Here is a 25,721-nt window from a genome sequence, read left to right as displayed (position 1 = left end):
GAAGGGAGTATAAAGGCAAGTGTTTTTAATAAAAAATAAAAAACGAGACGGAAAAACAGAAGATAGTGGAAAAACGCCGGTTCGTGTGGATTTTCCATGAAAGAATCAATCCGCATGAATCGGCGCAAATCAGTGTTTCGATTTTAGAGGTTGTTTTAGAAGCGTGCAGCAACTTTTGTCCAGTCTATCAGTTTCCAGAATGCTTCGATGTATGCAGCCCGTCGGTTACGATAGTCGATGTAGTAAGCATGTTCCCATACATCAATGGTAAGGATGGGCTTCATGCCTCGGGTCAGCGGGTTGCCTGCGTTCGGTTCGGAAAGGATGCAAAGTTTCTTGCCGGCATCTTCTGCCAGCCATACCCATCCCGAACCGAAGAGAGTGGTAGCTTTTTGGGTAAACTCTTGTCTGAATGCTTCTACCGACCCGAAGTCCTTTGCCAGTTTATCTGCCACCGAGGCAGGTATGTCTTGAGGTTGTGCGGTCAGTGTTTCGAAAAAGAATGTATGGTTCCAAGCTTGTGCGGCATTGTTGAAAATGCCTCCGTCGGCTTTGCAGATAATGTCTTCCAGACTCATGTCCTCGAAGGGCGTTCCGGCTATCAGTTTGTTCAGATTGTCCACGTAGGTTTGCAGGTGCTTGCCGTAATGGTATTCTAAAGTTTCTTGGCTCATCAGTGGAGCCAGTGCTTCCATCGTGTAGGGAAGCTGAGGCATTGCATGTTTCATGATGTTTGTTTTTAAAGGGTTTATATATTATCAACACGGAAAGATACGAAAAAGTTGTGGCAATCCGTATATTCTTTGCCATAAATTTCCGGATTGTTATGTAGAGAGGTTTGGCAAGTGATGCAAATCAGCAACCAGCACCTCCAGCCAATTCTCGTTAACCTAAAAATAACATTGCGATAACATAGTGTGTGAGAACAGATGCTTACTTTTGCGTCAGTAAAACTTAAATGAGAAATATGAAAGCTAAGCATGTGAATCGTATGCAGATGTTGGTCATCTTTGCGTGGGTATATCTGTTTGTCAGATGTGGTTATCGTCCCCTGAAACAATGGCTTGTTGATGGTCAGGTAGTTTGGAACACTTATGAATGGAGGTATGAATTGGGAGCGGCACTCGGTTCACTTCTATTCATTGGTATAGTCTATATGGCAATCATTTGGGGATATCCGTGGTTGAAACAGGTGTTGGGAAACTCTTCGGATTCTGCAAGAAGATAAGAACTGTTTTTAAAGAAGATAAGTCTATGAAACAATAGTAATCAGTAAGTTGTATCATTACGAAAAATGCTGAACGGGCACAGAGGTATGTTTGGATATTATGTCAAGTTACGCCTGCAGAGCGGAGGCAGGTTGCTGAAGGAATTGGGCATTGTGCGGAGCGTGTTGCTGGTTGGGCTGCTCGTCCTTGCCGTAGCGATATTGTGTAAGGTAAAGACAGGCTGGATGCTTCCGGTTGCCTGCCTGCTGGTGATAGGTGCTTATCACCAGGCAAGGAAGGACAGGGAATTTTTGCGCAGGTTTACCGATAATGTGTCGGTTTTCTTCTGCTACGAATACCTTTTGCTAAGCCTGCCTTTTGCCGTAATAGCAGGGATACGGGGCGAATGGCTGATAGCTTTGTGCATGCCGTTGGGGATTTGCCTGTTGCCTTTCGTGCCTCCTGTCCGTTTCCGGATAACCCCCATAAGGTTCGGATTCCTGTATGCCGGCAATATGGAATATCTCCGGATGTTCCGTCGCATGAGCTGGCTATACCTTATTGTAATAGGTATGTCGGCATTGGGATGTCTGAACGGCAATGTACGGGTGGCAAAGGTGGGCATGTTGGTTTGGGGCATTATCCAGTCGGGTGCCTACAGCTACGTACTCGATGCACATCTGTTGCAGAAGTTCAAGAGTTATCATATCCTGCAGAGGGAATTATGGAAAGCGAATAGCTGGAATGCATCGGTGCTGTTCCTGCCTTTCGGGATGATGTGCCTTGCCGGAGGGTTCCGGGCAGAAGACGTACTGTTTTTCTTTTCCTGCCTGACATCGGGTATTCTCTATCTGCAAAGCATGGCGTTGTTCCGTTGGGTCTGTCCGGTAATTGTCGGTATTGCGGTGATGCAGCTTGTCGTATGTATTCCTTTGTTTGCATGGACTTGTTTCGCCTGGGTGGGCTGTCTGGCAGAATTGACGGTCGTGGGAATACTTTCGTATGCGGTATGGATAAAATGGAAAGCTATATGGAAATAATACGTGTGGAGAATATGTCAAAGTCGTTCGGGCGCGCAAAAGTGCTCGATGATGTTTCGCTGGTTTGCGACTGGGGAAAAGTGTATGGACTGGTAGGGGACAATGGATCAGGAAAGACAACTTTGTTCCGTTGCCTGACGGGGATGGCTTCGTATGAAGGCATGATTCGGAAAGGCGAGTGGGTGACGGTAGGTTATTTGCCAGCCGATAATTTCTTTTATCCGCTGGTGACGGGATACGAATACATCGAGTTTTGCCTGCGGGCATACGGGAAGAAGGTCAACCGGAAGCAAATAGATTACTTGAATACAAAAATGTTCCGTCTTCCTCTCGGCCGCTATGCTTCCGAATATTCCACAGGAATGCAAAAGAAGTTAGGCTTTATGGCGGTCTGTCTGCAAGGCCCCGACCTTTATATCCTGGATGAACCGTTCAATGGCATTGACCTGAAAGGATGTATCCAGATGAAGCAGCTGATTCGCAACCTGAAAGCACAATGGAAAACCGTCATCGTATCTTCGCACCGGCTGGATGCCTTGCACGAGGTGTGCGACACTATCTATTACCTGCGTGAAGGCAAGCTGCTGAAAAGATTCGCCTGCGGGTCTGTGAAGAAATCGAACGGTTTATTCTGCACGAAGAAGAGGAAGCGTGAGTGTTTTTCACCACAGATTACACGGATTGAAAAAAACGGAAACAGTTTTGAATGAATCAAAGAAGGACGTTGCGTACATTTATACAATCAGGAGTTAAAAGGGAGTTATAGGAAGTTATCGCCCGCTGGGAGTTAGATGCCAATGCTTTTTGGCGCCGGTTTCAGAAGCAAGGCTATTGGCCTTTAACTCCTGAACGAAGTGATAACTCCTGTGAAACATAACTACGTTTAACTCCTGATTCGCATAATTAATCCCTCAATACGTTCACTACATTTCAGTTTCCGCTTAGGTTATATTATCGATGCAAGCGGCATCCTTTTATGGTTTCCATATCAAAACCGTACGTTCTCCAATTGAAAACCGTACGGTTTCCATATCGAGAACGTACGGTTTTCAATTGGAGAACGTAAAAGTAAGACTGCTTAAAGCAGATTATGAACCATTCAATCATGTATTGGTTCATATTCGGTCAAATAAATTTATCGGGGAAAACGGAAACATCAAGCCAAGAAAAACTTTTTGGAGACATTCAGAACAGTTTCTGATTTATATTGAATTCGTATGCATTTTTAGAGGGTGTTGATTTGGTCTTCGCTTAAACCGCTGCATTTAGCGATAATATTAACAGGAACCCCTTCCGCTTTTAAACTTCGAGCCATTTCGGCAGCCTTTTCTTCCCGTCCTTCTTCTTTCCCTTCTTCTTTCCCTTTTTCATGTCCTTCTTCCCATGAAATTTTCTTTGCGGTATCAATCGTATTTTTCCAGTCTCGATAGATTTTTAAGCTTTCTTCGTAATTATCGTATTCCACCTTAGTGAACTTGGCAATTTCGGCAGCTTCGAAAAGCTTGGTGAAAATGCGTTCTTGTAAGGCTTTGGGACGTTCCATCAATCGGGAAAGATTGCGAAGAACAAAAAGCCATTTCTCGAACATGTCAGTCAATTCATCTTCTGTTTTATTGAATTTGGGCATTTCCAAGTAGATGAAAGTCAGTTTATCGTAAAAGACTTCTTTGGTCTGGTTATCAAATAATTGCACTTCGTGGTGGAAATAATTGTCGTTATCTTTATCAAACGTGAAGTTGAGGATGCCAATGATATAGACTGATTTCAGCTGATAATCCCACTCCCCTTTCTGTCCTTGTTCACGGATGGGAAAAGTTGCATAGTAAAGACTACGGTCCTTAAAATACTGCTGGATGCCTCGCTGCATCTCGACTAATAATTTTTCGCCATTTTCATTTTCGCAATAAACATCGAACACGGCTTTGCGGTCGGCTTCACTGATGCCGAGGTGTTCGGTATTGAGATAGGTGAGGTCTTTCACCACTTCTCTGCCATGGAGCAGGCTATTGATGAAACTGATAAGCAAGTCTTTGTTTATCTCGGTGCCGAACAGTTTCTTGAAACCGAAGTCGGTATACGGGTTGACGTATCTGTCTCTTAATTCTCTGCTTTCCATAAGCGAATTTGTTTTTTATGATTTACAAAGATACGAATTTCAGTGAAATTATCCATTGGTTTTCGGGATTTAATTGCCTTTCATCGATTTTATTAAGAAGCGGTAGTTCAGCTTGGAACGGGCGCTGCTTTCTTTTTTGACTTCTTGCTCAAATCCGTTGTCGTAGAAACTGGCATAGATTTCGGCAAAAACGTCCAGTACTTGTCCACAATATTTGTTGAAGTTTTCTTCCAATTCCTGTTCATTGAATCCTGTTCCCACAATGGAAAAATCAAAATAGATAATCTGAAAGGCATTCTTCAACGGTGTGGGATGTTCTTTTATCCAGAGTCCGTCGAAGAGTGTATCGAACCGGTCCGCTTTGGCAATGTCGTAATACGTCCGCATCATGCTGACAAATACGCTCTTTCCGAATCTTCTGGGACGTATAAGGAAAAGGTAGTTGCTTATCTCCTCCAGCATGGGAAGATACATCGTCTTGTCTACGTAATAGGAATTTTCCTGCCTTAACTGTTTGAAACTTGCCACTCCGTAAGGGATGCCTTTCACTTTTTCCTTTTCCATACCAGAATTGTTTTATGGGTTTGTCGTACGACAAAGGTACATTTTTTCACCACAGATTATACAGAAGGTTGTTTTTTGTTTGGTATCAGCTGCCCACGTCTGTAGCTCTATGCTGTAAGTCCCGTTAACCTAAAGATAACATTGTGATAACATAATATGTGGAGACTAATACTTATCTTTGTGCTGTTAAAAGAAAGATTGTTTAATAAAATAGTAAGAAAAACTTATGAAAAGATTTACGAAATTTATTTGTTTTGCCTTGGCGGGATGCTGCATGCTTCCTTTGGGATTACGTGCACAGCAGATGCCTCCTGTACCAGTGGACAAGAACGTCCGCATCGGAAAACTGGACAACGGACTGACCTACTACATCCGTCACAACGACTATCCGGAAAACCAGGTGGACTTCTATATCGCCCAAAAGGTAGGGTCCATTCAGGAAGAAGAAAACCAGCGCGGATTGGCTCACTTCTTAGAGCACATGTGTTTCAACGGCACCAAGCATTTCCCCGGCAACACGTTGATTCCCTGGCTGGAATCGGTAGGCGTGAAGTTCGGCATGAACCTCAATGCCTATACAGCTGTCGACGAGACCGTGTACCGCATCTGCGGAGTGCCTTCGGAACGCATCGGCGTGCAGGACTCCTGCCTGCTGATTTTGAGCGACTGGGCAAACGGTTTGTTGCTCGAAGACAAAGCCATTGATGAGGAACGTGCCGTGATTCATGAAGAATGGCGCAGCCAGATGCCTCCCATGCAGCGTATCTTTGAAAAGACATCACCGGTTATTTTCCCGGATAGCCGGTATGGCAGCCGTTCTCCTATCGGACTGATGTCTGTTGTCGACCATTTCCCTTATCAGGCTTTGCGCGATTATTACGAGAAATGGTATCGCCCCGACTTGCAGGGAGTCGTGGTGGTAGGTGATGTGGATGTAGACCGCATCGAAGCGAAAATCAAGGAGCTGTTTGCGCCTATTGAGCTTCCTGCCCAGCCTGCCGAACGTGTTTATTATCCGGTAGATGATTTTACCGAACCGGTGATAGCCATCGGACAGGACAAGGAGCAGGGCAACTCGCTGGTGAAGTTCTATTTCAAGTATGATGTATTGCCCGATTCGCTCCGCAACACGATGCTGGCGCTTACCACCGAATACATGCTGGACATGGCGGACATGATGATGATGTATCGCCTGCACGACATCTCCACCCTGCCGGATGCTCCGTATGCTTTGGCGCAGGGACAGCATGGCGACATGGAGTTGTGTAAGACCAAGAAGGCGATGGCATATATTGCCGTGCCGAAAGGGAGCGACACCGAACCGGCTATGGATGCGGTCTATCGGGAAGTGTTGCGTGCCAAACGCGGAGGCTTTACCGCTACCGAATATGCCCGTTGCCGTTCTGAATACCTGTCGCAACTGGAGCAGGCATACAATAACCGCAATCATCAGGAGAACCGGAAGCTGGCAGAATCTTATGTCCGTAACTTCCTCGACAAGACACCGATTCCGGGTATCGAGAACGAGTATCAGCTGATGAATATGCTTGCCAATCAGATTCCGGTAGAGGCGGTCAATCAGATGTATGCCCGGTTGCTCAACGAACGGAACATGGCTGTTCTGATTGCGCTTCCCGAAAAAGAAGGTGTCGTTTGTCCGGATGCCGCGGCCCTGAAGGCTTCATTGGCACAGATAGATGCCGAAGAGATTGCCCCGTATGTGGATAATGTAAAGGATGAACCGCTGATAAGCCAGCTTCCGGCAGCCGGAAAGGTAGTATCGGAAAAAGCGCTTCCCCAGTTTGGTGCCAAGGAATGGATGCTGTCGAACGGGGTGAGAGTGATTGTGAAGAAGACCGATTTCAAGAACGATGAAATCGTATTCCGTGCTACGGCTAAAGGCGGTACGTCGGTTTACGGCGACGAATGGGTAAACGATTTGCTATTCATGCCTGTCGTGGCTGCCCAGCATGGTTTGGGCGAGTTCACCTTTTCCGATTTGACAAAGCAAATGGCAGGAAAGCAAGCGGTTGTCAATATCGAACTGGACCATTATGTGCGCAATGTCAGCGGCAATGCCACTCCCAAAGACCTGAAGACCCTTATGGAATTGATTTATCTGAACTTCACGCAATTGAATGTCACCGCCGATGAGTTTACGGCATTACAGAATCTGTTGAAAGGCGTGCTTCAGAACCAGGAATCCAATCCCCAACTGATTTTCCAGCAGAAATTGAATCAGTTTATGTATCAGTCGCCGCGTATGCAGATGTTGGATGCAGCGGATGTCGACGGGGCGAACCGTGAGCATATCCTGAAGATAATCCGCGAACAGCTTGCCAATGCTTCCCAGTTTACTTTCGTATTCAGTGGAAACTTTGATGAAGCAGAATTGAAAAGCCTGGCGGAACAATATCTGGCTTCGTTGCCGTCCGACCCGACACAGAAGGCTGAAATCAAGCGTATCAGCGGAATTGGGGTGACTGCAGGCGAAAAGACCGGAGAGGTCAAACTGAAAATGGAAGTGCCGCAGGCGTATGGAGGTATCTTCGTAAGCGGAACCGTTCCTTATAACTTCAAGAACCGGATATTGGCATCGATGTGTGCCCAGCTGATGAGTGCCCGCCTGCTCAGCGAGGTAAGAGAGAAAGAGGGGGCTACTTACTCCATTTCTACCAGCGGTATGCTGGAGCGTACTTCGGATGTGCCTTTGGTATATCAGACCGTATTCCCGATGAAGCCGGAGAAGAAAGACCGGGCGCTGGAGATTATCCGCAACGAATTTACGAAGCTGGCGCAACAGGTAGATGAGGCAGAACTTACCAAGGTAAAAGAGTTTATGGTAAAGCAGTTTGCCGAAATGGAGCGCACCAACAGTTATTGGTGTGGCGAGATAGCCGGAAACGAACTGCTTCCTTCCGAATTGCCTGCCGATACCAAGGCGGTGATTGAAGCGATAAGCGCGGCGGATATCTGCGGCTTCATGAAAGAATTGGAAGCCCAGCAGAACTACCGTGTATTTGTGGTGATGCCGATGTGATTTTAGTTAACTAGTTGACCAGGTACTAGGTGACTAGGTTTTAAAAAACAATACTTTATCAAGTATATAGTCTTGCTGATGTTTACTAATGTATTTAATATCTAGTCACCTAGTCACCTAGTACCTAGTCACCTGAATAATTACCTTGGAAATAATAATGCAAATTCGGTGAACTCTCCTTCGATGCTGGTGACGAATACTTTTCCTTCGTGGGCATGCATCACTTGTTGTACGAAGTTCAGCCCTAAGCCGAAGCCGGAAGGCCTGTTCTTGTTCTTCTTTCGTCCGGCTGCGGCACGTTCATACTTGTTGAAGATAGTGCGCTGGTCAGCTTCCGAAATGCCCAAGCCGTTATCATGTACCTTGACGACGGTGTATTTCTCGTTCAGTTCCGAACGGATACGGATGTCCACTCCTTCGGGTTTCGAATACTTGATGGCGTTGTCCATCAGGTTGCTCAATACCTCTTCCAGGTATTCTTTGTCGGCATATACCATCGGAGCCTTCAAGTCGGCGGTGAAGCGGACAGGCTTTTGCGCCTTGGCGGTAAACTTCACGGTCAGGTTTTCTACTATCGGTTCCAGCTGTACGTCTTCCCGGTTCATTTCCAGCTTGTGGCTTTCCAGCTTCGACAGGGTGAGCACCCTGTTGGTAAGGGTCAGCAGGTGGTCCACTTCGTTTTCGGCTATGGTGTAATATTTCTCTTTTGTCTCGGGTTTGTTGTCCAGCCTTCCGCTATGCAGGAAATAGAGTGCGGTGAAAATGGAGCTGAGCGGTGTCTTCATGTCGTGTATCATGGCATAGGTGAAGTCTTCCCGTATCTGGAAAATCTTGTTCATACGCGCGATGATACGGATTTGGTAGATGATGCAGGAGATGACAAAAGATAAGATAATCAATGTGGAGATAATGAGAAGCCCCATGCGTTCAAAAAAAACTTTATGCGGATTTGTTAAAATAAGCTGTATACCTAAAGATTTGTTTATTCTGATTGGTATAATTGAGGTTCTGAGACTACCTATCGTGGGTATTGTTTTTTGTTGACTTTTCTGAAATATTTCGTTTTCGTTATAGGGATTGACAACACAAACTACATATTGGCTTTTGAGATTTCTATTGCATAAATGTAAATTAACTAATGAATCAATTTCATTTAAAGAATACCGAATACCTAATTTATTAATTCCTTCATAGATATAGGTGTTTATAGGTAAAGAATCATTTGGAGCTCCTCCTCCGATTATAGTACCTTCTGGAACTTTTTTAGATATTAAATTAGCTTCTTCATATAGTGCTGTATCTAAAATGGACGTACATTCTTTTTGGATGTCATTTCTAATTAAGGTGTATACATTATATAGCCACACCGCCTGCAAAGCCAATGCCCCGATAAGTCCTAAGAAAGTCAATGCGCTTAGGCCTGCGAATCGCCGGTTCTTTTTATCGGCGAAAAACTCTTTTATCTTTTTCTTGTCCATAGCGTGTTATGTATCTTGTTTTCTGTGGGCAAAGATACGATTATCCGCGAAAAAATCCCCGTTAACCTAAAGATAACATACCGATAACCTATGGGATGAGAACAGATACTTATTTTTGCACCAGTAAACAATAAAAATGGATAGACGTATGAAAACAAATTTAGGAACTCTGTTTGAGGACACTTTTGAGGAAGAAAAGAAACGGAAAAACAAAATGCCGCTTTGGGCGGACCTTCTGCTGATTGCGGTCTTTTTCTTTATAGCCGCCGGAGGTGCGGATATTCTCGCTTTGGCTTTATCCGATGAGGCTTTCCGGCATACGGGCGAGTATCACCTGCTGTATATGGGATTGCAGGCTGGAGCGACATTTCTGGCAATATTGCTTTTGCATTGCCTGATAGACCGCCGTCCGTTCCGCGAACTGGGAATGTCTGCTTCCGGCACTTGGGGCAAGTACCTGCAGATAGGTATCGGCTGGACATTCGCTTTGTTTGTTATCGGTTTCGGCATTTGCTGGTTGAGCGGTTCGGTATCCGTTGCTTCCGTGCAATGGCATTGGAAAGACTTGTCGCTCAGCCTGCTTGTATTCTTTATCGGAGCTTTTAGCGAAGAAGTATTAATTAGAGGATATCTGCTGACCCGCTTGTGCCGCACACGGATGAATGTGTGGGTAAGCCTGATTATCTCTTCCGCCGTATTCTCTGCCCTGCATCTGGCAAATTCCGGTATCAGTCCGGTTGCGCTTGTCGAGCTTTTCCTGAGTGGCATCACATTCGGTTGCATGTATCTGTTTACCAAGAACCTGTGGTTTCCCGTTATCGCCCATTGTGCCTGGAACTGGATTCAAGGGCCGGTGTTCGGTTTCAAGGTTAGCGGGACGGATATGTTTTCTTCACTCATCACCCAAAACATGATTCATCCGAACCTTATCAACGGAGGTCTGTTCGGTTTCGAAGGTTCCCTTGTCTGTATCGTGCTGGAGATAGTCTTTATCGGACTTTTGATAAAGGTTTTTAAGTAAGGATATTTAGAAGAAATTGTTTTGAATTTCTACAAATATCCTATGTAGGGGCGTATCGCATACGCCCCAGAAACAGCCACGTGGATAAGTTGGCGTATTCGGGCGTATGCGATACGCCCCTACAAGTCGATTGGGTAAATACAGCATTCGGCATTTTATTTTGAGAAGGCAAAGAACGAAGAGTGTCGCATTTCATTTCTGATTGATTATAAAATATAACCCGTAATCCGGCTATATAATTGCCCTCGAAAAGTAATATATTCATCTGCCAATGAATATATACTGCAACCGCCGATGAATATATATTTGTTAGCGGTTGCAGTATATATTACTTTAGGCATCGGTTTTATTGGCTGAACTCCGGATACCTGTTTCCTCTCCTATCTGTTCTTTATTTATCCGGACATGAATTTCGCAAAAAGCTTATGTAGGGGCGGGGTTTGCCCGCCCGAATGTATCAACCGATGCAGTTGCTGGTGTTTTTGGGCGGGCAGACCCCGCCCCTACGGTTGTGATGGAATGAACACATTCATTCTTTTGGAAAAAACAAGGCGAACTCGGTGAACTCTCCTTCGATGCTGGTGACGAATACCTTTCCTTCGTGGGCATTCATCACTTGTTGCACGAAGTTCAACCCTAAGCCGAAGCCGGAAGGCCTGTTCTTGTTCTTCTTTCGTCCGGCTGCGGCACGTTCATACTTGTTGAAGATAGTGCGCTGGTCAGCTTCCGAAATGCCCAAGCCGTTATCATGTACCTTGACGACGGTGTATTTCTCGTTCAGTTCCGAACGGATACGGATGTCCACTCCTTCGGGTTTCGAATACTTGATGGCGTTGTCCATCAGGTTGCTCAATACCTCTTCCAGGTATTCTTTGTCGGCATATACCATCGGAGCCTTCAAGTCGGCGGTGAAGCGGACAGGCTTTTGCGCCTTGGCGGTAAACTTCACGGTCAGGTTTTCTACTATCGGTTCCAGCTGTACGTCTTCCCGGTTCATTTCCAGCTTGTGGCTTTCCAGCTTCGACAGGGTGAGCACCCTGTTGGTAAGGGTCAGCAGGTGGTCCACTTCGTTTTCGGCTATGGTGTAATATTTCTCTTTTGTCTCGGGTTTGTTGTCCAGCCTTCCGCTATGCAGGAAATAGAGTGCGGTGAAAATGGAGCTAAGCGGAGTCTTCATATCGTGTATCATGGCATAGGTAAAGTCTTCGCGTATTTGGAAAATCTTGTTCATCCGTGCGATGATACGGATTTGGTAGATGATACTGCTTACCACCAATATTAAAATAATGATGGTGGCTAAAATGAGCAGTCCCATGCGTTCGAGAAAAGTCTGAAAAGGATTGGTCAGTATGAGTTGAATGACTTGGGTATAGTCGGAACGTATCGGAAAATATTTAGGTTTTATGCTTAGCCACGACATTTCTTGATGTGTCCCGATGCTGTCCAGCCTTTCTCCTGTTTGCAGGTTAATAAGATAGATGTAATATCTGTTCCCTAAATCTTTATTTACCAGCAGTTCGTTTGTGATTGAATCTAAGTTATGCAACGACATTGGATACCCCATATCGTTCAGGCGTTGGTAAAAATAGGTCATTGGTGGAATGGTATCATTGGTTGGGCCGCTCATGATTTTTGTACCTTTAGGGGTTTGTCCGAATCTCATGTTCCCTTCTTCTTCCAGGGCTTTTTCAATCGTTTCATAGCTTTCTTTGCGGATATTAGCTTGTATCAACTGGTATGTATTGATGAGCCACACCGCTTGCAAAGCCAATGCCCCGATAAGCCCTAAGAAAGTCAATGCGCTTAATCCTGCGAATCGCCGGTTCTTTTTATCGGCGAAAAACTCTTTTATCTTTTTCTTGTCCATAGCGTGTAATGTATTTTGTTTTCTGCAGGCAAAGATACGATTATCCGCGAAAAAATCCCCGTTAACCTAAAGATAACATACCGATAACCTAAAAGGAAAGACGGAACGCTTACCTTTGTCATATCAAAATAAAACAAAAGTATCACATTAAAATAGAACGTATTATGAAAACAATGAATTTGAAAAAAGCAGCGAGTGTAATGGTATTGGTAAGTGTAGCAACAGTGATGAGCGCACAGACTCCGGAGAAGTTGTTCAACGATGAGTTGGCGGGCAAGCGTGTGACGGTGCGCGAGGTATGCGCAAAGACCGATATGGGTTACGTGAAATCGGTGCGTAGCGAAATGGTTTATTCGGATAAAGGCGAACTGCAGAGCAAAGACATCTACCGTTGGAACGCGGCAAGCCAAAGCTGGAAACTCTCCCGTAGCTATGATTATGCTGCCGAAGGCATCCGCTTTACCGATTACGAACGGTAATGGCTTGTTCACCACAGATTATACGGATTGAAAATAATTAATAGTGAACAATTAATAGTTAATAACGACAAGCACAACTTTGGGTTATTTATGATTCGCTCTTAATTGTAACTTAATCTGTGTAATCTGTGGTGAAAAAGCTCTTATCCCGTTACCAGCATCAGCCCGATGCCCCGCACGGTTTTTATTTCGATATCTGCATCAGATTCGAAATGTCTGCGAAGCTTGTTGATAAACACATCCAGACTGCGCGAGGCAAAGAAATCGTCTTCCGTATTCCAAAAACGGCTCAGAATAGCTTCGCGGCGCACCACTTCGTTCTTGTTCTCGGCAAGCAGCTGCAATATCTGAGCTTCCCGTTGGGTCAGCACTTGAAGCTTTCCGTTTGTATCATTGCGTAAAGTGGCATGGGCGGGTTCCAGCGTATAGTGCCCTATTTTGAGGCAACCGTTTTCCGAACGGCTTTTCTCTCCGCTCTTCATCTTTAGGATGGCATGAATATGGGCGTCCAGTTCATCGGGTACATAGGGCTTTTTTACATAATTGTTTACCCCGAACCCATATCCTCTCCGTACGTCTTTAGGAGAAGTCAGAGCCGAAGCAAAAAGGATAGGGGTATCACCATCGGTCTCCCGGATGCGTTTTACCATTTCGAATCCGTCCATTTCAGGCATATCAATATCACTGATAATGATGTCGGGTCTGTGCTGTTCCCAGGCTTCCAGTCCCTCTTTTCCATTGGCAGCGGTACACACATCGTATCCGCCTATCAGTTCCTGCAGTCCGCTCTGTACGATGTAGCACAGGTTGGGATCGTCTTCTACCAACAAAAGTTTAATCATAATCCTTGTTTTCGTTCAATCTGGCGGTAAAGATAACGATTATCCTGTCAAATAAAAAGAGAATATGCTCCTTTTTCCAGTCTTCGTCACTCAAAAAAGCAGGGGAACAGGTATGCCGAACGGCACGTACAGTAGTGTAATGAGGCAGGAAAACAAAAGCAGGAAGAAAACGATTTCGTTTTCCTCCTGCCCGGTTATTTTTTCTTACCGAAATGATAAAATGCTATTGTTTATGAGCAACGCAATACCTGACCGATGCGCAAGGTTGTGGTACGCTTAATGCCGTTCATCTTACACAGACGGTCGATAGATACGTGGTAAATCCGAGATATACGTCCCAAGGTATCTCCCTTGCGTATCTTATGATAACGGATAGCACCACCTTCTGCAGGTGAAGATTCCGCGTTCTCGATTTTCTTCCCGCTCTTCAAGTTTGCCAATGCACGTGTACGCTGGTACGGATAACGGTTTGCGTTACGGATAAACAGGTAACTGTCTGCCACAATATCCTGTTTCGGAAAATCAAACATAAATTCAGGATTAATCACCTCGCCCAAGAAACGGGTTTCGAAATGCAGGTGCGAACCTGTAGAACGTCCGGTATTGCCTCCCAGACCTATCACATCGCCAGCCTTTACGTATTCGTCTTCTTTCACCAGTTGTTTGGAAAGATGACCGTAAATGGTCTCCAACCCGTTGTCGTGACGAATAACCACATACTTGCCATAACCGCGACGCTCATACTTCACCATACGTACTTTCCCGTCGAAAGCCGCCCGAATGGTATCACCGATATATACTTTAATATCTAACCCATTATGCATACGACGCCAGCGCGGACCGCACTTTGAGGTAATCTTCGTATGCGTAGTGGGCATGCAGAAACCGGTTAAATCAATTCGGAATGTATCTGGGACTTGTACCGTATTGCCATAAGCATGTACACGGTCGTTCTGCCAGTTCGGATACAGATTATAGGCAGGATAAACGGCTTGTTCAGCCTTGATTTGGCGAATCAGCGCCAACGAGTCTACAGCTTTCAGCTTTCTGTCGATAGGTGCCTGGCGTGCCAGCAAGTCCTGCCCCGATACGTTTACGCTCACCAGCGCCAACGCAGCTACCGCTACTGTTCTAATACATTTTAAAATCATTATATGCCTTTCTTCTTTGCTTGTATTCATCAGCCGGATTTCTCTTTTTCCGACTAAGGCCAGAATATCATTTATGGTTAATTAATCAGCTAATTCGAGCATCGTGTAAACATACGGATGCTTGCTTTTGTTCAAAAAGCGTTCCAAATATAGCTTTTTTTCTGCAATGTAGAGTTAGCAGTTAACTATTTTTTATGTATTTTTATGCCACAAATAAACCTTATTGATCTATTTATGTTTCACAACATGTATTTTATGCTTATTCGGATAATTTTCTAGGGAAAGGCGTGAATGAGACGGAAAGCATGTAAGAAATAGAAGCTGTTTTGAATTTCTCCAAAAAGTTTTTCTTGGCTTGATGTATCCGTTTTCGTGTGTGCTTTGGGCGATTTTTTGGTCCTTTTCGCTCCTGTTCTTCGTCAGATAGCCCGCTATCTTCCTCATCACAGAAGCGGAAATGCCTCAAAAACTCATCCCAAATCATCGCACAATAAATTCAAAACAGCTTCTAAATCAATATAAAGATTAGAGCCTGTCTGGGTTTATCGTGTGCTGATTGGGGATGTTTTTGTAGAGACGCAAAATTTAGCATCTCTACTATAAGGAAGATAGCGGGCTATCTGATCATTAAAGATAAATCTGGCAATCCGTATCAGCATAAAGCGATGAATCTGCTGGCTTTATCAAGGAGTTTCATCCGCTTTCATTGGCAGATGAAGATGATAGACCGGTATACTTATTTACAAGCTATCGGGCAAAGATGTTTGCTGGAATTATCTTACAACATCTTTAGTGCCAGCTTGATGACTTGTTCTACAGTAGCATCGGGATCGGCTTTCAGGATACTAGCCACGGCTTTGTGCGTAGGAGCCTGTGCGAAACCTAACATAATCAAGGCGGCTACGGCTTCTTCGTAGATTTCGGTGTTGACAGATGCAGATATGGATGATACGGTCTCCGCCTCGGTAATACCTGTGGAGGCTATCTTGTCTTTCAGTTCGACAATGATGCGTTGCGCTGTTTTCAGCCCGATACCTTTTACGGTTTTCAGTAATTTGTCGTTTCCGCTGCTGATGACGTTGCACAATTCATTGGGCGAAAGAGCGGAGAGAATCATCCGTGCAGTGTTGCCTCCGATGCCCGAAACGGTGATGAGCAAAAGGAAAAGCTCGCGCTCCTGCTTGGTGGCGAAGCCGTAGAGCACATGGGCGTCTTCGCGGATTGCCTCGTAGATGAAGAGTTTGACTTCCTGCTTCCCTTGAATGGCGGAAAAGGTGTTGAGTGAAACATTGATGCCATAGCCTACACCGTGGCATTCTACTATTGCCATGGCGGGAGTCAGTTCGGTAAGTTCTCCTTTGATATATTCAATCATCTTTTTTGCTGCAATTTCTAATTTCGATGCAAAAATAGGCATAAGAAAGTTATAAATCATAAGTTTTGTGATAATATTTTCAAAATCGCTTCTTTCCGGTATGTCACGAATCGTTTCGTTTTTCTATCTTTGTGGCGTAAAAGTCGGTGAGTGACACACCACAGATTACACAGATTAGTTCAATTGAAGATTCATTTTAAAACATCAAACACGATGAAGAAAATTAGAGCAGCCGTAGTGGGTTACGGTAATATCGGAAAATTTACGCTGGAAGCGCTGGAAGCGGCTCCCGATTTCGAAGTGGCAGGTATCGTGCGCCGTCATGGGGCGGAAAACAAGCCTGCCGAGTTGGCAAACTATGAAGTGGTGAAAGACATCAAAGAACTGAAAGACGTGGATGTTGCCATTCTTGCCACTCCGACGCGCAGCGTAGAGCAGTACGCCAAAGAAATCCTCGCACTCGGTATCAACACCGTGGACAGCTTTGATATCCATACACAAATCAGCGACTTGCGCCGTACATTGGGCGAAGTGGCTAAGGCAAACAATACCGTATCGGTTATTTCGGCAGGCTGGGACCCGGGAAGTGACTCGGTAGTACGTACCTTGCTGGAAGCCATTGCTCCGAAAGGCATTACCTATACCAACTTCGGTCCGGGCCGCAGCATGGGGCATTCTGTAGCTGTGCGTGCGATTGCCGGTGTGAAAGATGCGTTGTCGATGACTATTCCGGTAGGTACGGGTATTCATCGCCGTATGGTATATGTAGAGCTGGAAGAGGGTGCCGACTTCAAGCAGGTAGAAGCAGCTATCAAAGCTGACCCGTATTTCGTGAATGACGAAACGCACGTGAAACAAGTCGCTTGTGTGGACGACCTGAACGATGTAGGCCACGGTGTGAACTTGGTTCGCAAAGGTGTATCGGGCAAGACTCATAACCAATTGTTCGAATTTGATATGAAAATCAACAATCCGGCTCTGACTGCCCAAGTACTGGTATGCGTAGCCCGCGCCTCGATGCGTCAGCAACCGGGATGCTACACAATGATTGAGATTCCGGTGGTAGACCTCCTTCCGGGAGACCGTGATGAATGGGTGGCACATCTGGTATAATCTGGACGGAATCACATTGAAATAACAAAGACGCAGAAGTGTAAAGGGATTATTATACTTCTGCGTCTTTCTTGTTTCAAAGATATTAACCTTGCACCTTCCAGTCGTCAATGGTTCCGGTCTGCGAGGAGAAGCTGGCACCTATTTTATATATAAGTCGCCTGTCGGAAGCATACGGGCGTGCGTAGCCTTTTTCCTCTATCTGCTTTAAGGCTTCGTCTGCCGTTCCGTTCAGCTTAAATTCGAAGATATAGACGTAATCGGGTGTCTCTACGATGCAGTCCACCCGTCCTTCGCTCTGTTCCTTTTCGGTATAGACCGTATAGACGCTGACCAGGCGGAATATCAGGTAGAACGTATAGTGGAAATAACGCTCCCTTTCCCTCTCGTCCTGCTTGCGACGCATGGTATAGGGAATGTCGGCAAGGAAGGAGGTGAATAGCTTGTTTAATTTCTCCAATTCTCCCCTGCGCAAAGATAGGACCACATTACGCACCCAACTGCCCATTTCTTGCCGGGGCTTCAAATAATCTGAAGCAATCAATGCCACAAATCCTTTCTTGACTTCGTTGTTGGGAAAATCGAGCAGGAATGTCCCGAAATCGCGATCATAATCTTTGATGGTGAGGTATCCGCTCTGGTAAATCATCGGCAACGGTTTTTCTACATTTGCCTTATAGTCGACAAATTCCTGCGGGTCGTAATATTTTCCGGTCAGTTCATCCAGGTTCTCATCGGTATGCGCAAGCAGGCGGATTAGGTATGAAGGCGTACCGCTACGGAACCAGTAATCACGGATAGAGCCGGAAGCAAAAGCATTGAGCAGGCTGAAAGGATTGTAGACATCGGTCATCTTTTCGCTGAAATGATATCCATCGTACTGGCGTTTGAGCAGACCGGTCATCTCTTCCTTGGATATGCCTTCCCTGTCTGCCATATCACTTATTGGACCGGCAAAGTAGTGTTCCAGTTCTTCCTGAGTGATACCGCACAAGGCTTCATAGCGTATGTCCATGCTGATGTCTGCAGGCTGGTTGAAACCGCTGAACACGCTTACCTGCGAGAACTTGGTAACCCCCGTAAGCAAGACGAACTGCAGGTCATCATCCGCAGCCTTGAATACCGAATAGAATCCTTTCAGCACTTCCCGGTTCCGGTCCTCCAGCAGCGTTTCCTCCTGTTCTCCCTTAATGCCCGTATCGAGTACGTCCAAGATAGGCTTGTCGTATTCGTCAATCAACACCACACAACGTCTACCCGATTGTTCATGGGCTTGTTTGAGGACGTAGGCAAAGCGTTTCCCTATATCCGTATAGTCCTGGTTCTTTCCGTATTCCCGTTCCCAACCTTTTATGGTGCCTTCCAGTATATCTTCCAATGTACCCGGAACGGTAAAGTTGCTTCCGTTGAAGTCGATGTGGAATACGGGATATTCCCTCCATTCCGTTTCCAGCTTCTCGATGGCAAGTCCTTTGAACAGCTCTTTCTTACCTAAGAAATAGTTCTTCAGGGTAGACACAAGCAGGCTTTTCCCGAACCGCCTCGGACGGCTGAGGAAATAAATCTTCCCTGTTGATACCAGCTGGTATATCAGGGCGGTTTTGTCTACATACGTGTAGTTGTCCTCTCTTATCTGTGCAAAGCTCTGGATGCCTATCGGGTATTTCATATCGTATGGCTTATTGGTATAGCACAAAAATAGTGAGAATATTTTATATTGCCAAATATATTAGGGATGCAGAATTTTTCGTATATTGGGGCATGGAGTTATGGATAGGCTATGAGAGTAAATACATTGATATGGTTTGTGTTATTGGTTTTGACCGGGTGCGGAGGCAGGCAAATGCGAGGAATCGATTCTTCGGATACATTGGTGGTAAAATCCTCACCTGTGGAAAAACAAGCTACGGGAATGGATATGCTTTACCGTTTGTATAAAGTGTATGGGATATCGGGTGATTTGGCAAGCGACCCTTATTGTCCGCCGTTCCTGAAGGGGGTATATTACGATAACGGCATGTTGGTATTTCAGGTAGAAGGCGATACTGTAGCTATACGTCAGACTTTGGAACAGAAAACGGGAAGCAGTGCTTTTCATTTGGAGTTGACAGGTGATTCGTTGTTTTCGCAGAAAGATTTGATAGTATTGCAAAGGAAGGTCCGTCAGCGTTTGGCTTTACCGGAGAATACCGATGTCAATGCCAATGTGGTAGGGTATGGTATAGGGGCGCATCATTTATCCATAAATCTGATAGTAAATACACCCGAAAGTCAGCAGGCGTTCCGAAAGAAGATTATTGATTCGCCTGCTTTACAATTTAGTGGAGGTCGTATGGATGAACCTTGTACGAAAGAAGGTATAAGCGGGATATTAGGCGTACATTTGAAAACCACTTCTCCGTCTTTTTCTGTCCAATCGGAAACCGTAACTTTTATCTTGTCAAATGAAAGTGGTACGAATATCCATTATGGAGCCGATTACTCGTTGGCTTATGAACGGGAGGGGCAATGGTATCATTTGCCTATAAATCCGAATGTAATAAGTATAGGCTATGTCTTGTGTCCGGGCAAAACGGAAAAGCTTACTGCCCACCTTTATCCCGATGTGCATCCCAACAAACCCGGACGTTACCGTTATTTCAAAGAAATCACTATTGGGGATAATCGTGAAAAGATTCTGTTAATGGCAGAGTTCCGTTTGGAAGATTAGCCTTGAATCTTCCAGTCATCAATGGTTCCGGTCTGCGAGGAGAAGCTGGCACCTATTTTATATATAAGTCGCCTGTCGGAAGCATACGGGCGTGCGTAGCCTTTTTCTTCGATTTGGCGTAATGCCTCATCTGCCGAACCGTCGAGCTTGAACTCAAAGATATAGACGTAATCGGGTGTTTCTACGATGCAGTCCACCCGTCCTTCGCTCTGTTCCTTTTCGGTATAGACCGTATAGACGCTGACCAAACGGAATATCAGGTAGAACGTGTAGTGGAAATAACGCTCCCTTTCCCTCTCGTCCTGCTTGCGACGCATGGTGTAAGGGATGTCGGCAAGGAAGGAGGTGAACAGCTTATGCAGCTTGTCTGTATCACCTTCCTCCAGCGCATCGATAAGGTCTTGTATCCAACTATTTACATTTTCCCGTTGGGGCTTGAAATAGTCGGAAGCCACCAGAGATACAAATCCTTTCTTCACTTCATTGTTGGGGAAGTCGAGCAGGAATGTGCCTCGGCGTGGTTTATAGTCCTTAATGGTAAGGTATCCGCTCTGGTAAATCATCGGCAACGGTTTTTCTACGTTTGCCTTGTAGTCGACAAACTCCTGCGGGTCGTAATATTTTCCGGTCAGTTCATCCAGGTTCTCATCGGTATGCGCAAGCAGGCGGATTAGGTATGAAGGCGTACCGCTACGGAACCAGTAATCACGGATAGAGCCGGAAGCAAAAGCATTGAGCAGGCTGAAAGGATTGTAGACATCGGTCATCTTTTCACTGAAATGGTATCCGTCGTACTGGCGTTTGAGCAGACCGGTCATCTCTTCCTTGGATATGCCTTCCCTGTCTGCCATATCACTTATCGGACCGGCAAAGTAGTGTTCCAGTTCTTCCTGGGTGATACCGCACAGGGCTTCGTACCGCCTGTCCATGCTGATGTCGGCAGGCTGGTTGAAACCGCTGAACACGCTTACCTGCGAGAACTTGGTAACTCCGGTGAGCAAGACGAACTGCAGGTCATCGTCCGCAGCCTTGAATACCGAATAGAATCCTTTCAGCACTTCCCGGTTCCGGTCCTCCAGCAACATTTCCTCCTGTTCTCCCTTAATGCCCGTATCAAGCACGTCCAGGATAGGCTTGTCGTATTCGTCAATCAATACCACGCAACGTCTTCCCGATTGTTCGTGAGCCTGTTTGAGGACGTAGGCAAAGCGTTTCCCTATATCCGTATAGTCCTGGCTCTTTCCGTATTCCCGTTCCCAACCTTTTATGGTGCCTTCCAGTATGTCTTCCAACGTACCCGGAACGGTAAAGTTGCTTCCGTTGAAGTCGATATGGAATACGGGATATTCCCTCCATTCCGTTTCCAGCTTCTCGATGGCAAGTCCTTTGAACAGCTCTTTCTTACCTAAGAAATAGTTCTTCAGGGTAGACACAAGCAGGCTTTTCCCAAACCTGCGGGGACGGCTGAGGAAATAAATCGCACCTTCCTTTACCAGTTGGTAGAGTAAATCCGTTTTGTCTACATAACAGTATCCTTCTGTTATCATTTTCTCAAAGCTCTGTATGCCTATCGGGAATTTCATCGTACTACATTATTAAATATATGCAAGTACAAATATAACGATAATTTGCCAGTCCGGCAAAAAGATAGGGATAGTTTCAAAATTTAACAGAACTTCTGCCCGAAGAACAGATGCTTTTTTGTTCCTTTGCAACCGTAATTACATAAAAGGAAAAGACGATGACGTTAGCAAGCATAGTATGGGATGTAGATCCTGTTTTGGTACATTTGGGACAGATTGAACTCCGCTGGTATGGACTGATGTGGGGATTGGGGTTTATTTTGGCGTACGAGATTGTATCGCGCCTGTTCAAGAAAGAAGGATATCCCGACAATTGGGCAGACAAGCTCTTTGTATATTGCATTGTAAGCAGTGTGGTCGGTGCCCGGCTGGGACATTGCCTGTTCTACGAGTGGGACTATTACAGTGCCAATCCGGCAGAAATTCTGAAGATATGGAAAGGCGGGCTTGCCAGCCATGGAGGCGTGTTCCTCCTGATACTGGCATTGGTGTGGTATTCCAAGAAAGTAACCAAGAAAAGCGTTTGGTGGCTTTTCGACCGGATGATACCTGCCGTAGCCGTGGTATGTATGTGCATCCGCTTTGGCAACCTGATGAATTCGGAGATATTCGGTTATCCTACTACTCTGCCTTGGGGATTCGAGTTTGTCCGTTCGCGCGAGTGGCAGGAATTGTATAACCAAAATGGACTGGCTCAAGCTTGTCATCCCACACAGATTTACGAGATGCTCTATTGTTTCGTGGCATTGGTCGTTTCGTGGGTGATGTATCATAAATATCAGTTGCAAAAATACGTAGGGCTGATAACGGGCGTATCTCTGTTGATATTTTTCGGCGCGCGCTTCGGACTGGAGTTTATGAAGAATCCGCAGGTAGCCGAAGAGATAGGCATGACGCTCAATATCGGACAGTTGCTAAGTATTCCACTTATTTTATTGGGAATCTTTCTTATCGCTACATGCAAGAAGCGGAAAGAAGACTGGAAATAGACAGACAAAATAAAGGTGTCTGGCTTGGTAAGTCCAAACTTTTTCCATACCTTTGCGTGGGATGATGAAAGTAAGATAGCACGCTATCTTTCTGGTTAAAGAATTGGAAAAATCTTAGGATTCATCCCCCCAATTAGCGTGCGATAAATTCAAAAACAGTTTTTATAAAACAACAAAACAATGCAAAGACACAACACAATCGGTTTATCACATAGCGCTTCTTCGTAGAAGGGCGAGGATGACGTGTGCTTTTGTCGGGCGAATGTTTTTGCTTGGCAAGGCATGGCGTTTTCATACGTGATGGAATCGGCAACCGCTGGAGAGCGGCAGGGGTTGTTGTGTTCTTTGGCTTCGTGTGTATTTGCCTTTTTTCCGGATGGGGAAGAAGGGCTTTTTAATATCCGCATTCCACCCAATTGCCTTGTAGGGGCGTATTGCATACGCCCCGAAGACATCCGCATGGGTTAGTTGATGCATTCGGGCGTATGCGATACGCCCCTACATGGGATGTTTGCGGATATTCAAATTTTGTTTTCTTATGTTTAATCTTTCATTGTTTTGTTGTATATGAAAAATCATCAGATTCGCGCGAGGCGCGCCGAAGGGAGTGCGGTTTCTGCTCCCGAATATGCTGTAAATTGTTTGAATGTTGATATTATCCTTGCAAAAGGACGGAGCGACGTGCGTGAATTGTCTGTCCGTCTTTATACTTCCGCTTACCGGCTGATGGGTGTCGCTGCCCGGCAGGCGTCCTCAAGCAAGGCGATACGTACGTGGCATTTCGAAGTCTCTTCATCCGATGCCTGGACGGGCGGGACGTATCGGGCTTTTGTTTATGTCAACGGCGTTCCAAGCTGGAAAGCGGAATTGTTTCTTTACACGGGCGAAGGCATTGATTCGAGTGCCCGTTTGGAAAGCCTGGAGCCTTCTTCGCCCGAAATGCTCTTTGCCGGGCGGTTGGCTTTCCGGTCGTGGTGGCCTGTTTTGGAAGGCTTTCATCTTGACGAGGATTTCATCGTCCGTTTCATGGAGCAAATCCGGCTCTTTACGCAAAATATAGAAACGAAGACATGGGCTTCGGTACCTCCGCTTCAAGTGACGGGCGATGCCGATTGGGCGGAGCGGTTCGCTTCGTTGGTATTGGTTCCTTGCGTTAAGGAGGAATGGGGGAAAGAATGCGTGCTGACCGAGGTGAGCGGGGCGGATGATGATATGCTTTCCCTTCACTTGTTGGAGCGGGTGTGTTACCTGGTAGGCGCCCATATCGCTCCGGATACGGTATTTGTTTTTCACGGATCCACTCTGACCATGGAATGGCTGAATGCTGATTACTACCCTTATTTCTCGCTCTTCGAGAATGAAGACACGTGTTTTCGTCTGCCCGAAACGCTTCTTACCGAAAGGAAGACGGAGCCTGAAGGCTTCTCTCCGGACGAAACGGAAATGCCGGAAGCGGCAGAAGTACAGGACGAGGAAAGGAAACCTGCCTTGCAGCGGTTGGAAGAAATGGTAGGTCTTTCGCGGGTGAAAGACGAACTGTGCGAGGCTTGCGCGATGGCTTTGTTCACCCGGCGCCGCAAGGAATTAGGGCTGGAAGTTTCGGCAGAGAACCGTAATCATTTCTTGTTCTTGGGCAGTCCGGGTACGGGGAAAACCACCGTTGCCCGCCTGATAGGGGAAATTTACCATGAAATGGGATTGCTCTCACGTGGGCATACCGTAGAGACGAACCGCGCGAAACTGATAGGCGAGTTCATCGGTCAGACCGAGCAAAAAACCTGTGCCGCGATAGCTGAGGCCCGTGGCGGGGTGCTTTTCATTGACGAGGCTTACACACTTGTTCACGAAGACGATTCGCGCGACTTCGGCAAGGAAGTGATTCATGCTTTGATGACCGTTCTTTCCGAACCGAATCCCGACCTGATAGTCATCCTGGCGGGTTATGAAATGCAGATGCAGGCGTTGTTCCGCCTGAATCCGGGGCTGGACAGCCGCTTCCCGCTCCGCCTTCACTTTGATGACTTCACATCGGACGAATTGACGGAAATGGCGCGGCACTTGTTGGCGGAGCGTAACTTCGAACTGAGCGAGGCGGCAGACGTCCGCTTGGCGAAGCTGATAGAAAAAGCCGTCTTGCATAAGGATGAGCATTTCGGCAACGGCCGCTGGGTACACAATCTGGTAGAGCACGGCATCTTGAAGTGCATGGCAAAACGGGTGATGGCGTTGCCGCTTTCCACCGAATCCTCCGAATTGTTCCGCTGGATAGAGGAAACGGATGTCGCCGGAGCCGAACCTGCCTTCCTTTATGAAAACGCCCCGAAGGTTGCATTGGCGAGGCGCATCGGCTTCACTGCTTGACTGGGGTACTTACCCCGATGCATATGGCTGTTTGAAACGTTCCATATAACTCTGTTTTCAGTCCTCCTTAATTAGGACTGCTGTGTTGAGGAGTAGAAACTGCAGTCCTATTGGTAGTAGGACTGCAGTCCTGGCAGTACGCTCGGCATGAGCATTGTCTAACGGGTGTAAGTCCCGAGTGAGCCCTAATAGCGGGAATCACATAGCCCAAGGCAAGGGTGTCCATCGCGAGGTGGAATCTGAAGGAAGCCGGCGGCAAACATCTGGTCTAACGAACAGAAACTTCATACAAGGCATTTGACCGTGGGTAAGGTTTCTACACAAACCAAAGCCCGATAGCTATTCGGAACGGTCGGTGTAAATGAAGTAGGCATAAGATGGAAAGACAATGCCCTTATCCGAGGAGGTCTCACGGACGCATGGCGAAGACGTACCCATTCGATGTGCCCTGACGGAGTAAAGCTTGCCGTGAGAAGTCAGCAGAGGTTATAGTACCTAAGACACGTGTGTCTATGGGGAAGGACCGAATCGCGCAGTGCAATAGTAAATGACTGCTACCCTTGAGACTCTTTTGTAGTCAGATGTCCGAAAGGAGCTTCCCTACTCACCACGATAGGACGGAATCCGACAATAGAGTAGGAGTGACGCTAGTCCGAGGGATGGCTGAAAACAACTTGCCACACATCGTGAGATGAGAAAGCGCGAAACCGCCGTATGCGGAACCGCTTGTACGGTGGTGTGGGAGGTCGGTAAATGTGAAAGTAGGAGGCAAATGCCTTTCTAT

Annotated in this window: 21 protein-coding genes; 10 read left to right on the top strand and 11 right to left on the bottom strand. The window is 46.1% G+C overall.

Going from position 1 to position 25,721, the window contains the following annotated elements:
* Positions 1-155 precede the first annotated feature (155 nt).
* Entirely contained in the window at positions 156-728 is a 573-nt protein-coding gene (locus tag B5G04_RS03525) for a superoxide dismutase (protein WP_087248462.1), read from the bottom strand.
* Positions 729-967: 239 nt separating this feature from the next.
* Here B5G04_RS03525 and B5G04_RS03520 point away from each other — a divergent pair, with 239 nt between their 5' ends.
* From B5G04_RS03520 to B5G04_RS03510, 3 genes are all read left to right on the top strand, one after another.
* Positions 968-1,228 carry a hypothetical protein gene (locus B5G04_RS03520; protein WP_022041147.1) on the top strand — a complete coding sequence of 87 codons (261 nt, stop codon included), beginning with the start codon at positions 968-970 and terminating at the stop codon, positions 1,226-1,228.
* A gap of 87 nt (positions 1,229-1,315) precedes the next feature.
* A complete protein-coding gene (locus tag B5G04_RS03515; protein ID WP_087395772.1) occupies positions 1,316-2,248 on the top strand; it encodes a hypothetical protein in 933 nt (310 codons plus the stop codon).
* Positions 2,239-2,958 carry an ABC transporter ATP-binding protein gene (locus tag B5G04_RS03510; RefSeq protein WP_239414019.1) on the top strand — a complete coding sequence of 240 codons (720 nt, stop codon included), beginning with the start codon at positions 2,239-2,241 and terminating at the stop codon, positions 2,956-2,958. Before B5G04_RS03515 ends, B5G04_RS03510 begins: the two co-directional genes overlap by 10 nt.
* A 515-nt stretch (positions 2,959-3,473) precedes the next feature.
* Here the strand turns inward: B5G04_RS03510 and B5G04_RS03505 are convergent.
* Both B5G04_RS03505 and B5G04_RS03500 read right to left on the bottom strand, forming a co-directional pair.
* Positions 3,474-4,364 (bottom strand): Rpn family recombination-promoting nuclease/putative transposase, encoded by an 891-nt coding sequence (locus B5G04_RS03505; RefSeq protein WP_087248458.1) that lies wholly within the window; start codon positions 4,362-4,364, stop codon positions 3,474-3,476.
* Positions 4,365-4,433: 69 nt separating this feature from the next.
* A complete protein-coding gene (locus B5G04_RS03500) occupies positions 4,434-4,928 on the bottom strand; it encodes an AAA family ATPase (RefSeq protein WP_087248456.1) in 495 nt (164 codons plus the stop codon).
* Between the two features lie 226 nt (positions 4,929-5,154).
* On the opposite strand from B5G04_RS03500, the gene B5G04_RS03495 reads away from it, so the two are divergent.
* A complete protein-coding gene (locus B5G04_RS03495) occupies positions 5,155-7,968 on the top strand; it encodes a M16 family metallopeptidase (protein ID WP_087395770.1) in 2,814 nt (937 codons plus the stop codon).
* 140 nt (positions 7,969-8,108) lie between these two features.
* On the opposite strand, the gene B5G04_RS20385 is transcribed toward B5G04_RS03495, so the two are convergent.
* Positions 8,109-8,891, bottom strand: coding sequence for a HAMP domain-containing sensor histidine kinase (locus B5G04_RS20385; protein WP_239414018.1), 783 nt, complete (start codon positions 8,889-8,891; stop codon positions 8,109-8,111).
* A 703-nt stretch (positions 8,892-9,594) separates the two neighbouring features.
* Between B5G04_RS20385 and B5G04_RS03485 the strand changes: the two genes are divergently transcribed.
* Positions 9,595-10,467: a type II CAAX endopeptidase family protein gene (locus B5G04_RS03485; RefSeq protein WP_087395767.1), complete on the top strand. Its 873-nt coding sequence runs from the start codon at positions 9,595-9,597 to the stop codon at positions 10,465-10,467.
* A 529-nt stretch (positions 10,468-10,996) separates the two neighbouring features.
* Here the strand turns inward: B5G04_RS03485 and B5G04_RS03480 are convergent.
* Positions 10,997-12,334 carry a HAMP domain-containing sensor histidine kinase gene (locus B5G04_RS03480; RefSeq protein WP_087395765.1) on the bottom strand — a complete coding sequence of 446 codons (1,338 nt, stop codon included), beginning with the start codon at positions 12,332-12,334 and terminating at the stop codon, positions 10,997-10,999.
* A gap of 164 nt (positions 12,335-12,498) precedes the next feature.
* On the opposite strand from B5G04_RS03480, the gene B5G04_RS03475 reads away from it, so the two are divergent.
* Positions 12,499-12,813: a DUF3836 domain-containing protein gene (locus B5G04_RS03475; protein WP_087395763.1), complete on the top strand. Its 315-nt coding sequence runs from the start codon at positions 12,499-12,501 to the stop codon at positions 12,811-12,813.
* A 143-nt stretch (positions 12,814-12,956) separates the two neighbouring features.
* Here B5G04_RS03475 and B5G04_RS03470 read toward each other — a convergent pair whose 3' ends face one another.
* From B5G04_RS03470 to ruvA, 4 genes are all read right to left on the bottom strand, one after another.
* Complete coding sequence (locus B5G04_RS03470; RefSeq protein ID WP_087395761.1) at positions 12,957-13,655, bottom strand: response regulator transcription factor; 699 nt, start codon at positions 13,653-13,655, stop codon at positions 12,957-12,959.
* Between the two features lie 230 nt (positions 13,656-13,885).
* A complete protein-coding gene (locus B5G04_RS03465; RefSeq protein ID WP_087213194.1) occupies positions 13,886-14,806 on the bottom strand; it encodes a peptidoglycan DD-metalloendopeptidase family protein in 921 nt (306 codons plus the stop codon).
* 259 nt (positions 14,807-15,065) lie between these two features.
* Positions 15,066-15,290, bottom strand: coding sequence for a hypothetical protein (locus B5G04_RS03460; protein WP_158100030.1), 225 nt, complete (start codon positions 15,288-15,290; stop codon positions 15,066-15,068).
* A gap of 294 nt (positions 15,291-15,584) precedes the next feature.
* Entirely contained in the window at positions 15,585-16,181 is a 597-nt protein-coding gene (gene ruvA / locus B5G04_RS03455; RefSeq protein ID WP_087395856.1) for a Holliday junction branch migration protein RuvA, read from the bottom strand.
* 213 nt (positions 16,182-16,394) lie between these two features.
* On the opposite strand from ruvA, the gene B5G04_RS03450 reads away from it, so the two are divergent.
* Complete coding sequence (locus B5G04_RS03450; protein WP_013618489.1) at positions 16,395-17,294, top strand: diaminopimelate dehydrogenase; 900 nt, start codon at positions 16,395-16,397, stop codon at positions 17,292-17,294.
* 85 nt (positions 17,295-17,379) lie between these two features.
* On the opposite strand, the gene B5G04_RS03445 is transcribed toward B5G04_RS03450, so the two are convergent.
* The gene (locus B5G04_RS03445) at positions 17,380-18,963 is read right to left on the bottom strand and encodes an ATP-binding protein (RefSeq protein WP_087395757.1); all 1,584 of its coding nucleotides are present in this window, start codon (positions 18,961-18,963) and stop codon (positions 17,380-17,382) included.
* Between the two features lie 111 nt (positions 18,964-19,074).
* Between B5G04_RS03445 and B5G04_RS03435 the strand changes: the two genes are divergently transcribed.
* A complete protein-coding gene (locus B5G04_RS03435; RefSeq protein WP_140406968.1) occupies positions 19,075-20,004 on the top strand; it encodes an immunoglobulin-like domain-containing protein in 930 nt (309 codons plus the stop codon).
* Here the strand turns inward: B5G04_RS03435 and B5G04_RS03430 are convergent.
* On the bottom strand, positions 20,001-21,587 hold the full coding sequence (locus tag B5G04_RS03430; RefSeq protein WP_087395753.1) for an ATP-binding protein: 1,587 nt from the start codon (positions 21,585-21,587) through the stop codon (positions 20,001-20,003). The genes B5G04_RS03435 and B5G04_RS03430 overlap by 4 nt on opposite strands.
* A gap of 158 nt (positions 21,588-21,745) precedes the next feature.
* Here B5G04_RS03430 and lgt point away from each other — a divergent pair, with 158 nt between their 5' ends.
* A complete protein-coding gene (gene lgt, locus B5G04_RS03425; RefSeq protein WP_087395751.1) occupies positions 21,746-22,576 on the top strand; it encodes a prolipoprotein diacylglyceryl transferase in 831 nt (276 codons plus the stop codon).
* 567 nt (positions 22,577-23,143) lie between these two features.
* A complete protein-coding gene (locus B5G04_RS03415) occupies positions 23,144-24,937 on the top strand; it encodes an AAA family ATPase (RefSeq protein ID WP_087395854.1) in 1,794 nt (597 codons plus the stop codon).
* Positions 24,938-25,721 lie beyond the last annotated feature (784 nt).

Origin of the sequence: Bacteroides sp. An51A, from assembly GCF_002161565.1 — a bacterium.
In the GTDB taxonomy this organism is placed as follows: Bacteria; Bacteroidota; Bacteroidia; order Bacteroidales; family Bacteroidaceae; genus Phocaeicola; species Phocaeicola intestinalis.
This window is presented reverse-complemented; position numbering and strand designations above follow the sequence as displayed.